12 protein-coding genes are annotated in these 11,605 nt (G+C 52.4%); 8 read left to right on the forward strand and 4 right to left on the reverse strand.

The features are described 5' to 3' along the window. Position 1: 1 nt before the first annotated feature. The 3 genes from modB to FDX04_RS12765 all read right to left on the reverse strand — a co-directional run bounded on the left by modB (position 2) and on the right by FDX04_RS12765 (position 1,812). Positions 2-691, reverse strand: coding sequence for a molybdate ABC transporter permease subunit (modB, locus tag FDX04_RS12755; protein WP_042309655.1), 690 nt, complete (start codon positions 689-691; stop codon positions 2-4). Continuing rightward, on the reverse strand, positions 691-1,464 hold the full coding sequence (modA, locus tag FDX04_RS12760; RefSeq protein ID WP_042309657.1) for a molybdate ABC transporter substrate-binding protein: 774 nt from the start codon (positions 1,462-1,464) through the stop codon (positions 691-693). Before modA ends, modB begins: the two co-directional genes overlap by 1 nt. Positions 1,465-1,662: 198 nt before the next feature. Then, complete coding sequence (locus FDX04_RS12765; protein ID WP_003023026.1) at positions 1,663-1,812, reverse strand: AcrZ family multidrug efflux pump-associated protein; 150 nt, start codon at positions 1,810-1,812, stop codon at positions 1,663-1,665. 130 nt (positions 1,813-1,942) lie between these two features. Between FDX04_RS12765 and modE the strand changes: the two genes are divergently transcribed. From modE to gpmA, 7 genes are all read left to right on the forward strand, one after another. Then, positions 1,943-2,731: a molybdenum-dependent transcriptional regulator gene (gene modE / locus FDX04_RS12770; RefSeq protein WP_137360331.1), complete on the forward strand. Its 789-nt coding sequence runs from the start codon at positions 1,943-1,945 to the stop codon at positions 2,729-2,731. Between the two features lie 66 nt (positions 2,732-2,797). Beyond that, entirely contained in the window at positions 2,798-4,270 is a 1,473-nt protein-coding gene (modF, locus tag FDX04_RS12775; RefSeq protein WP_137360332.1) for a molybdate ABC transporter ATP-binding protein ModF, read from the forward strand. A 217-nt stretch (positions 4,271-4,487) separates the two neighbouring features. Further along, entirely contained in the window at positions 4,488-5,504 is a 1,017-nt protein-coding gene (galE, locus tag FDX04_RS12780) for a UDP-glucose 4-epimerase GalE (protein ID WP_038638984.1), read from the forward strand. Between the two features lie 9 nt (positions 5,505-5,513). Continuing rightward, a complete protein-coding gene (gene galT / locus FDX04_RS12785) occupies positions 5,514-6,560 on the forward strand; it encodes a galactose-1-phosphate uridylyltransferase (protein ID WP_038638980.1) in 1,047 nt (348 codons plus the stop codon). 3 nt (positions 6,561-6,563) lie between these two features. Then, positions 6,564-7,712, forward strand: coding sequence for a galactokinase (galK, locus tag FDX04_RS12790; protein ID WP_137371047.1), 1,149 nt, complete (start codon positions 6,564-6,566; stop codon positions 7,710-7,712). After that, complete coding sequence (gene galM, locus FDX04_RS12795; RefSeq protein WP_137371048.1) at positions 7,706-8,746, forward strand: galactose-1-epimerase; 1,041 nt, start codon at positions 7,706-7,708, stop codon at positions 8,744-8,746. Before galK ends, galM begins: the two co-directional genes overlap by 7 nt. A gap of 233 nt (positions 8,747-8,979) precedes the next feature. After that, complete coding sequence (gene gpmA, locus FDX04_RS12800; RefSeq protein ID WP_042309669.1) at positions 8,980-9,732, forward strand: 2,3-diphosphoglycerate-dependent phosphoglycerate mutase; 753 nt, start codon at positions 8,980-8,982, stop codon at positions 9,730-9,732. A 69-nt stretch (positions 9,733-9,801) separates the two neighbouring features. On the opposite strand, the gene aroG is transcribed toward gpmA, so the two are convergent. Further along, positions 9,802-10,854 (reverse strand): 3-deoxy-7-phosphoheptulonate synthase AroG, encoded by a 1,053-nt coding sequence (gene aroG / locus FDX04_RS12805; RefSeq protein ID WP_038638968.1) that lies wholly within the window; start codon positions 10,852-10,854, stop codon positions 9,802-9,804. Positions 10,855-11,170: 316 nt separating this feature from the next. On the opposite strand from aroG, the gene FDX04_RS12810 reads away from it, so the two are divergent. Continuing rightward, a complete protein-coding gene (locus tag FDX04_RS12810) occupies positions 11,171-11,545 on the forward strand; it encodes a YbgS-like family protein (RefSeq protein ID WP_042309671.1) in 375 nt (124 codons plus the stop codon). The last annotated feature ends 60 nt before the right edge of the window (positions 11,546-11,605 follow it).

The raw sequence follows: 11,605 nt of genomic DNA on the forward strand, positions 1-11,605 counted from the left end.
ATTATCGCCCCGTCCGCTCACGGCTAATACGCGCCAGCCATTCAGAAATCAGCAGTGAAATCAGCGCCAACACAATAGAAATGATACATAACCTTGCCGCTGCGCTTTCACCGCCAGGCGTTTGGATCAGGGTATACATCGCCGAGGGGATGGTGCGGGTTTCGCCAGGAATATTGGAGACAAAGGTAATCGTTGCGCCGAATTCCCCGAGGGAACGCGCGAACGCCAGCACCGTCCCGACAATAATGCCAGGCAGCATCAGCGGTAAGGTAATCGTCATGAATACGCGCCAGCGCCCGGCTCCCAGCGTTCGGGCGGCCTGCTCCAACTTGACGTCGACGCCTTCCAGCGCCAGACGAATTGCCCGTACCATAAGAGGGAAAGACATCACCGCCGCAGCCAGCACCGCACCGCGCCAGCTAAAGGCAAAGGTGATGCCAAACCAGTCATACAGCCGCTCGCCGATAAATCCGCGCCGCCCCATGGCGATCAACAGCAGATACCCCACCACAACCGGCGGCAGCACCAACGGCAAATGCAAAACGCTGTCGAGCAGCGCTTTGCCCGGGAACTTGCATCGCACAAGCAGCCAGGCAAAGAAGATCCCAAACGGCAAACTAAACAGCACGGCCAGGGAAGAAACTTTCAGGCTCAGTATGACGGCCTGCCATTCAGGATCGGTCAGTATCATTACTTGGTCGTAAATCCATAACGTTTAAAGATTTCAGCAGCCTGCGGTCCTTTCAGGTAATCATAGAACGCGCTGACCGTTGCGTTTTTGTGCCCATCAACAATCGCGATAGGGTATTCCACTTTTTTGTGTGAATCTTCCGGGAAGGTCGCGACAACCTTGACGCCTTTGCTGGCGACAGCATCGGAACCATAGACGATCCCCAGCGGCGCTTCGTTACGTTCTACCAGCGCCAGCGCACCGCGAACGTCTTCCGCAGGTGCCAGTTTCGGCGCCAGAGTATCCCATGCGCCCAATTTTTGCAGTGCTTCCTTGGCATAAATGCCCGCCGGAACATGTTCCGGATCGCCGACAGCCAGGCGTCCACCATTCAGCAAACGGGTCCAGTTGGTTTTACTGTCGATAGTAAAGTCTTTCTGAGCGCTGGCTTTCGGCGCTACCACCACCAGACTGTTGCCTAACAGCGTTGCTCGCGTGGCGGTATCAATCGATTTTTTGTCTACCGCATAATCCATCCATTTCTGATCGGCAGAAATAAACAGGTCAGCAGGCGCGCCTGCTTCAATCTGACGCGCCAGCGTAGAAGAAGAGGCAAAAGAGGAGACGACGTCAACGTTCTTCTCTTTTTTGTATTGCGTAGCAATATCCTGCATCGCGTTGGTGAGCGAAGCCGCTGCGAATACCGTGATTTTCCCTTCATCCGCCAATGCTTGTCCTGCGACAGAAAGAGAAAGCGTCGCCCCTGCAAACAAGCGTAACCATGTGCGTGCCATCTGTAGCTCCTTTGAGTTTCGTTATGTACGCGCAAATATAACGGTTAAGTCAGGATTTTCCCAGCGGTTATTAATACCAATTAGAGGTTACACCATGAAAATATCGGCAGGAGAAGCAGGATCTTGAGAAACTGTTGTCAGAGAAAACGAGCTGATAGGCAAAAATATAAACGCCCGACTGAGCGGGCGTTTGGGGAATCAATGATTCTGTCTGGACTGGTCTTTCTGACCGATACCGGAAAAAATGTTGAACACTTCACCCAATCCGTAAATCAGACCCAGAATGATGGCCATCACCACAGGTACCATGATTACGGCGAATACCAGACTTTTCAATAACTCTAACATGGTCAACTCCAGATATAGTCCTTAGACGTATTCTAACCGCATAACGCAGAAAAGCACTCCCCTTTTGTGCGGTCGGCTTTGCGCGCACGCGGTTTTCCGTCACAATACCCTTTTTTGCCAGGAGCTTGTGATGCAGGCCGAAATCCTTCTTACGCTGAAACTTCAGCAAAAACTGTTTGCCGATCCCCGTCGCATTTCTCTGCTTAAGCACATTGCGCTTTCCGGCTCCATCAGTCAGGGCGCGAAGGATGCGGGTATCAGTTATAAAAGCGCCTGGGATGCGATTAACGAAATGAACCAGCTCAGTGAGCAGACGCTGGTTGAGCGCGCCACCGGCGGTAAAGGCGGCGGCGGCGCGGTGTTGACGCGTTACGGCCAGCGTCTGATCCAACTGTATGATTTGCTCGCGCAAATTCAACAAAAAGCGTTTGATGTGTTGAGCGATGACGATGCGCTGCCGCTCAATAGCCTGCTGGCAGCCATTTCCCGCTTTTCACTGCAAACCAGCGCCCGTAACCAATGGTTTGGCACAATAACCGCCCGCGACCACGATCAGGTTCAGCAGCATGTCGACGTCCTGTTGGCCGATGGCGAAACGCGCCTGAAGGTGGCGATTACTGCGCAAAGCGGTGAGCGTTTGGGTCTTGAGGAAGGCAAAGAAGTATTAATTCTGTTGAAAGCACCGTGGGTGGGTATCACCCAGGACGATGCTATTGCTCAGGCCGCCGATAATCAGTTGCATGGCACGATTAGTCATATCGAACGCGGCGCAGAACAGTGTGAGGTGTTAATGACGTTGCCAGACGGCCAGACGCTGTGTGCGACGTTGCCAGTGGGGCAGACTCATGCTTTAGCTGAAGGTGCTAACGCCACAGCATATTTTAATGCTGACAAAGTGATTATTGCGACGCTGTGCTGAGTTGGTTGACATCAGCCTGAAGAACACGTATCCCTGTTATTATCGCTGCAAATAATGGGATACAAAATGTCATCGTTGCAAATTTCGCAAGGCACGTTTCGTCTTAGCGACACAAAAACGCTCCAGTTAGATGCGTTGACGTTAAACGCGGGTGATAGCTGGGCATTTGTTGGCTCTAACGGTAGTGGGAAATCCGCCCTGGCCCGCGCGCTGGCAGGAGAATTACCGCTACTGAAAGGCGAGCGGCACTGTCAGTTCACGCGTATTACCCGGCTCTCCTTCGAGCAGCTACAAAAGCTGGTCAGCGACGAGTGGCAGCGAAACAATACCGATCTTCTCAGTCCCGGTGAAGATGACACCGGGCGCACCACCGCAGAAATCATTCAGGATGAGGTCAACGATCCCATGCGTTGCGCTGCGCTGGCGCAGCAGTTTGGCATTTCCGCCCTGCTCAACAGGCGATTTAAATACCTTTCCACCGGTGAAACACGCAAGACCCTGCTTTGTCAGGCGTTAATGTCTGCCCCGGATTTACTGATCCTTGATGAGCCTTTTGACGGGCTGGACGTGGCGTCCCGTCGCCAGTTAGCAGAACTGCTCGCTGAGCTGCACCAGGCAGGTTTTACGCTGGTACTGGTGCTTAACCGCTTTGATGAGATCCCCGAGTTCGTGCAATTTGCCGGCGTACTTGCCGATTGCACGTTGACTGCAACCGGTGCAAAAGCAGACCTTCTGCAACAGGCATTAATTGCCCAACTCGCCCATAGTGAACGCCTGGAAGGGATCCAATTACCCGAGCCGGATGAGCCTTCGGTCCGTCGCACGCTGTCCGATAACGCGCCGCGGATTGTGCTCAACGATGGCACCGTCTCGTATAACGATCGCCCTATCCTGCATCATCTGAGCTGGCAGGTAAATCCAGGAGAACACTGGCAAATCGTCGGCCCCAACGGGGCGGGAAAATCAACCCTACTGAGTTTAATCACCGGCGATCACCCCCAGGGCTACAGCAACGATTTAACGCTGTTTGGCCGCCGCCGGGGTAGCGGTGAAACTATCTGGGATATTAAAAAACATATTGGCTACGTCAGCAGTAGTCTGCATCTGGATTACCGGGTCAGTACGACGGTACGCAACGTTATTCTCTCCGGCTACTTTGACTCAATCGGCATCTATCAGGCCGTCTCTGACAGACAGCATAAACTGGTCCAACAGTGGTTGGATATTCTGGGCTTGGATAAACGTACCGCGGATGCACCGTTCCACAGTCTTTCCTGGGGGCAGCAACGTCTGGCGTTGATTGTGCGTGCGCTGGTTAAACACCCGACTTTGTTGATCCTCGACGAGCCTTTGCAAGGCCTGGACCCGCTCAATCGCCAACTGATTCGTCGGTTTGTGGATGTGCTGATCGGTGAAGGCGAAACCCAGCTGCTGTTTGTCTCCCACCACGCTGAAGACGCCCCAGCCTGCATTACCCATCGACTGGAGTTTGTGCCCGAGGGCGAAATCTACGCCTATCGACAAACCTCTCTGCGTTAATTTTCATTTGAGGGCGCTTAACACGCCCTTTTTTCTGCATTTTTTTCAGATAAACTCCGAGATAACAACTTAACCTAATGATTTAAAATAAAACAACTCACGCAAACGAGTGAAAATGCCTCTGTGTAAACGATTCCACTAATTTATTCCATGTCACACTTTTCGCATCTTTGTTATGCTATGTTTATTGCATACCATAGGCTTAACGGAGCGAATTATGAGAGTATTGGTTACAGGTGGTAGCGGTTACATAGGAAGCCACACTTGCGTGCAGTTGCTGAAAAACGGTCACGAGGTAGTGATCCTGGATAACCTCTGCAACAGCAAGCGCAGCGTTCTGCCCGTCATTGAACGTTTAGGCGGCAAGCATCCGACCTTTGTGGAAGGAGACATCCGTAACGAAGCGCTGATAACCGAAATTCTGCACGATCATGCCATTGACACCGTCATCCATTTTGCCGGGTTAAAAGCCGTTGGCGAGTCCGTTGCCAAGCCGCTGGAATACTATGACAACAACGTCAACGGGACGCTGCGTCTGGTAAATGCCATGCGCGCCGCTAACGTGAAAAACTTCATTTTCAGCTCCTCCGCGACCGTCTATGGCGATCAGCCGCAAATTCCTTACGTTGAAAGCTTCCCCACCGGCACACCACAAAGCCCGTATGGCAAAAGTAAGCTGATGGTTGAACAGATCCTGACCGATCTGCAAAAAGCACAGCCCGACTGGAGTATCGCCTTACTGCGCTACTTCAACCCGGTTGGCGCGCATCCGTCAGGTGATATGGGTGAAGACCCGCAAGGTATTCCTAACAACCTGATGCCTTACATCGCACAGGTTGCCGTTGGCCGCCGCGAGTCCCTTGCCATATTTGGCAACGACTACCCTACCGAAGATGGCACCGGCGTTCGCGACTATATCCACGTCATGGATCTCGCAGATGGCCACGTCGCCGCGATGGAAAAACTGGCGGGCAAACAGGGCGTGCATATTTACAACCTCGGGGCGGGCATCGGCAGCAGCGTGCTGGATGTGGTCAACGCCTTCAGTAAAGCCTGCGGTAAACCGGTGAATTACCATTTTGCCCCGCGTCGTGATGGCGATCTTCCGGCCTACTGGGCAGATGCCAGCAAAGCCGATCGCGAACTCAACTGGCGCGTAACTCGCACCCTAGATGAAATGGCACAAGACACCTGGCACTGGCAGTCACGCCATCCGCAGGGATATACGGATTAAGGATCAATCATGACGCAATTCAATCCTGTCGATCATCCACACCGCCGTTTTAACCCGCTCACCGGGCAGTGGATCCTCGTCTCACCGCATCGTGCAAAACGCCCCTGGCAAGGGGCGCAGGAAACACCATCTAAGCAGGTTCTACCCGCACATGACCCGGACTGCTTCCTGTGTGCAGGCAATACACGCGTTACCGGCGATAAAAACCCGGATTACACCGGGACCTATGTTTTTACCAACGACTTTGCCGCGCTGATGTCCGATACCCCGGACGCGCCGGACAGCCACGATCCGTTAATGCGCTGTCAAAGCGCGCGCGGTACCAGCCGCGTGATTTGCTTTTCGCCCGATCACAGCAAAACGCTGCCGGAACTCAGCGTGCCTGCGCTAACAGAAATCGTGAAAACGTGGCAGGAACAGACGGCAGATTTAGGCAAAACCTATCCCTGGGTGCAGGTCTTTGAGAATAAAGGCGCGGCAATGGGGTGTTCGAACCCCCATCCTCACGGACAGATTTGGGCCAATAGCTTTCTGCCCAACGAAGCCGAACGTGAAGATCGCCTGCAAAAAGCGTACTTCGCCGAACAGGGCGCGCCGATGCTCCTTGATTACGTCCAGCGTGAACTGGCGGACGGTAGTCGGACGGTCGTTGAAACTGAGCATTGGCTGGCAGTCGTGCCCTACTGGGCGGCATGGCCGTTCGAAACGCTGCTGCTGCCGAAAGCGCATGTTCTGCGTATCACCGATTTGACCGACGAACAGCGCGCTGATCTGGCGCTGGCGTTGAAAAAACTGACCAGTCGTTACGACAATCTGTTCCAGTGCTCATTCCCCTACTCCATGGGCTGGCACGGCGCGCCGTTTAACGGTGAAGAAAACCAACACTGGCAGTTACACGCACACTTTTATCCGCCGCTGCTGCGTTCGGCAACCGTGCGCAAATTTATGGTCGGTTACGAAATGCTGGCGGAAACCCAGCGCGACCTGACGGCAGAACAAGCGGCTGAACGACTGCGTGCGGTCAGCGACATCCATTTTCGCGAATCCGGAGTTTAAATAATGAGTCTGAAAGAAAAAACACAATCTCTGTTTGCTGAAACATTTGGCTACCCTGCCACTCATACTATTCAGGCGCCGGGCCGTGTAAACCTGATTGGCGAACATACCGATTATAACGACGGATTCGTTCTGCCCTGCGCTATCGACTATCAAACCGTGATTAGCTGTGCGACACGCGATGACAGAAAAGTTCGCGTTATCGCGGCTGACTACGATAATCAAATGGACGAGTTCTCTCTGGACGCGCCAATAATCGCTCATGACAGCCAGCAGTGGTCAAACTACGTGCGTGGCGTGGTGAAGCATCTGCAAAAGCGTAATAACGCCTTTGGCGGCGCGGATCTGGTGATCAGCGGTAATGTGCCTCAGGGTGCAGGCTTAAGCTCTTCGGCTTCGCTGGAAGTGGCGGTAGGCACCGTGTTCCAGCAGCTTTATCATCTGCCGCTCGACGGGGCGCAGATTGCTCTGAACGGCCAGGAAGCTGAAAACCAGTTTGTCGGCTGTAACTGCGGCATTATGGATCAGTTGATCTCTGCGCTTGGCAAGAAAGATCATGCGCTACTGATCGACTGCCGTACGCTGGGCACCAAAGCCGTTTCCATGCCTGAAGGCGTGGCGGTGGTAATCATCAACAGCAATTTTAAACGTACGTTGGTGGGTAGCGAGTACAACACCCGTCGCGAACAGTGTGAAACCGGGGCGCGTTTCTTCCAGCAACCTGCCTTGCGTGATGTCAGCTTTGAAACCTTTAGCGCAGTTGCTCACGAACTGGATCCGATTGTCGCCAAACGCGTTCGTCACGTGATCACGGAAAATGCGCGTACCGTTGAAGCTGCGAATGCGCTGGAAAAAGGCGACCTGCTACGCATGGGTCAACTGATGGCAGAATCTCACGCTTCAATGCGCGATGACTTTGAAATTACCGTGCCGCAAATTGATACGCTGGTTGAGATTGTCAAAGCAACCATCGGCGATAAAGGTGGTGTGCGCATGACTGGCGGCGGCTTCGGGGGCTGTATTGTGGCGCTGATCCCGCAAGATCTGGTGTCTGCCGCGCAGCAGGCTGTCGCCGAACAATACGAAGCCAAAACCGGTATTAAAGAAACATTTTACGTCTGCAAACCTTCACAAGGAGCCGGACAATGTTAAACGAAATTCCCGTAATGGCGCCCGACGGTCAGCCGTTCCGCCTGCTTACCCTGCGTAACGACGCAGGGATGGTGGTCACGCTCATGGACTGGGGCGCAACGCTGCTCTCTGCGCGTATTCCACTTAGCGATGGTAGCGTGCGCGAAGCCCTGCTCGGTTGCGCCAGTCCGGAGCAATACCCGGAACAGGCTGCGTTTCTGGGGGCATCCATTGGCCGCTACGCTAACCGTATCGCCAACAGCCGCTATACCTTTGACGGCGCAACCATTGAATTGTTGCCAAGCCAGGGTGATAACCAACTGCACGGCGGACCGAACGGTTTCGACAAACGTCGCTGGCAGATAGTGAATCAGAATGACCGTCAGGTGCTGTTTGCCTTAACGTCTGACGATGGCGACCAGGGTTTCCCTGGTAATCTTTGCGCCACCGCGCAGTATCGCCTGACTGACGATAATCGGATTTCGATAACCTACCGTGCCACGGTTGATAAGCCCTGCCCGGTAAATTTGACGAATCATGTCTATTTTAATCTCGATGGTGACAAAACGGATGTGCGCCAGCACAAGCTGCAAATTCTGGCGGACGAGTATTTACCCGTAGACGAAATGGGTATCCCGCATGACGGGCTGAAATCCGTCGCCGGAAGCACTTTTGATTTCCGTTCCCCGAAAATCATCGCCAGCGAATTTCTGGCCGATGACGATCAGCGCAAAGTAAAAGGTTACGATCACGCCTTCCTGCTCCAGGCACAAGGCAATGCGCGGACTCCGGCGGCTCATGTTTGGTCTCAGGATGAAAAACTGCAGATGGTGGTTTACACCTCCGCTCCGGCATTGCAGTTTTACTCCGGGAACTTCCTTGGCGGTACGCCTTCACGTGGGCCGGAGGCCTACGAAGACTGGCAAGGTCTGGCGCTGGAAAGTGAGTTTCTGCCGGACAGCCCGAACCATCCGGAATGGCCACAGCCGGACTGTTTCCTGCGCCCGGGTGAAGAGTATGCCAGCGTGACAGAATATCAGTTTATTCCTGCCTGACAGTTCATCCTGACAGGCCCGATAGCGTAAATCTATCAGGCCTGTTGTTTGTTTCCCACAGCAAATCCGCTCAAAAGCCCACCATCCAAAGACAAAATCGCAACCTTGAGTTCACAAGAACCTTACACTATGGCGCTATTTTCGCTATGGTTATGCGTAAGCATTGCCGCTGACTCATTACGGCAATATAATGAGAATTATTATCATTAAATATGATTGATAGGAGTGAGTGTATGGCTGTAACTAAGCTGGTACTGGTACGTCACGGTGAAAGTCAGTGGAACAAGGAAAACCGTTTTACCGGTTGGTATGACGTTGATCTGTCCGAGAAAGGCGTAGGCGAAGCAAAAGCGGCAGGCAAACTGCTGAAAGAGGAAGGCTATAGCTTCGATTTTGCCTATACTTCTGTGCTGAAACGTGCCATCCATACCCTATGGAATGTCCTGGATGAACTGGATCAGGCCTGGCTGCCGGTTGAGAAATCCTGGAAACTGAACGAGCGTCATTACGGCGCACTACAGGGTCTGAACAAAGCAGAAACCGCTGAAAAATACGGTGATGAGCAGGTTAAGCAATGGCGTCGCGGCTTTGCGGTTACCCCACCGGAACTGACCAAAGATGACGAGCGTTATCCGGGTCACGATCCGCGTTATGCCAAACTGACTGACAAAGAACTGCCGGTCACCGAAAGCCTGGCGCTGACCATCGATCGTGTGATTCCTTACTGGAATGAAACCATTCTGCCACGTATGAAAAGCGGTGAGCGCGTGATTATCGCCGCTCACGGCAACTCCCTGCGTGCGCTGGTGAAATACCTGGATAACATGGGCGAAGATGAAATCCTCGAACTGAACATCCCGACCGGTGTACCGCTGGTGTATGAGTTCGACGAAAACTTTAAGCCGATCAAACACTACTATCTGGGTAACGCTGACGAGATCGCGGCAAAAGCCGCAGCCGTTGCCAACCAGGGTAAAGCGAAGTAACTTTTTCGCAGAATACAAAAAGCGCGGATTATCCGCGCTTCTTTTTGCCTATGAGAGAGGCATTAAAACTTACCCGCGGCGCGCTTTTACCGCTTCCGCCAACTGGCGTAACACCGCATCGGTATCTTCCCAACCAATGCAGGCGTCGGTGATGCTCTTGCCGTAGGTCAGTGGTTCACCGCTATCCGGGTTCTGATTACCTTCAACCAGATGGCTTTCAATCATTACGCCAATAATTGCTTTTTCCCCACCGGCAACCTGTCCGCAAACGTCTTTCGCAACATCCATCTGCTTTTTAAACTGCTTGCTGGAGTTGGCATGGCTAAAGTCGATCATCACCTGCGGAGAAAGCCCCGCTTTGACCAGACCTTCTTTCACGTCGGCAACGTGCTGAGCGCTGTAGTTCGGCTCTTTGCCGCCGCGCAGAATGATATGGCAATCGCCATTACCGCTGGTATTCACAATCGCCGAATGACCCCATTTGGTGACAGACAGGAAACAATGCGGCGCCCCGGCAGCATTGATTGCATCAATGGCGACTTTGATGGTGCCATCAGTACCGTTTTTAAAACCAACCGGGCAGGACAAACCTGACGCCAACTCACGGTGTACCTGAGATTCTGTGGTACGGGCGCCAATTGCGCCCCAGCTCATGAGATCGGCAAGATATTGTGGGGTGATCATATCCAGGAACTCACCTGCTGCTGGCAAACCGCTGTCGTTGATATCCAGCAGCAGTTTACGGGCGATGCGCAGACCGTCGTTGATCTGGAAGCTGTTATCCATGTGCGGATCGTTGATAAGTCCTTTCCAGCCTACGGTGGTACGCGGTTTTTCAAAATAGACGCGCATGACGATTTCAAGTTCGCCTTTTAACTCTTCACGTAGCGCCAACAAGCGAGCAGCATACTCTTTAGCCGCTGCCGGATCATGAATAGAACACGGCCCTATCACCACCAGCAGACGATCGTCACTGCCTTTGAGAATTTTATGAATCGCCTTACGGGCATGCGCCACCGTATTGGCGGCATTTTCAGTAGCGGGGAATTTTTCCAGCAGTGCGACCGGGGGTAATAATTCGTTGATCTCTTTAATGCGTAAATCGTCGTTCTGATAATTCATGATTATTCCAGCGTTGCCATACTTATATAAATGAATGCAATCCCTCCAATCTATATCTTCAGTCATAAAGTGTAAACGGGGTTTTACACTTTGGACGGATTAATCCTGGAATAGGCCAAAAAAACGCAATAAAGTAGCGAAAAAAGAGATCAAGACTACAATTTATAACTGCAACAACTTAAATTTTCATATATTTCAAGATTCTATGCTGGTTATAATTTTTATAGCAAAACTTTTAACCACGTCCTGCTGATGTATTGGCACATGCACTGTTGGAAGACGTTATCCGACATCTCTATCATAACAGGAGCATAATATGCATATGACAAAGCTGACTTCACTCTTTTTGACGGCCACACTCAGCCTCGCCAGCGGCGCAGCACTGGCAGCTGACACCAGCACGCAGTCGAATAACGGCCAGGCAAATTCCGCGGCAGATGCCGGTCAAGTCGCGCCAGACGCACGCGAAAACGTTGCGCCAAATAATGTCGATAACAACAATGTGAATTCGGGTGGCACAATGCTGCATCCGGACGGTTCATCAATGAACCATGAAGGAATGACCAAAGACGAGGTGCATAAAAACACCATGTGTAAGGATGGGCACTGCCCGGATGTAAATAAGAAGGTTGAGACCGGAAACGGCATCAATAATGATGCCGACACCAAAACTGACGGTACTACCCAGTAGCGCTGAAAATAAAGCTAATAACGGGAGAGCAATAGCTCTCCTTTTTAATTTTATCATCCC

Origin of the sequence: Citrobacter sp. wls615, assembly GCF_005281355.1 — a bacterium.
GTDB lineage: Bacteria > Pseudomonadota > Gammaproteobacteria > Enterobacterales > Enterobacteriaceae > Citrobacter > Citrobacter werkmanii.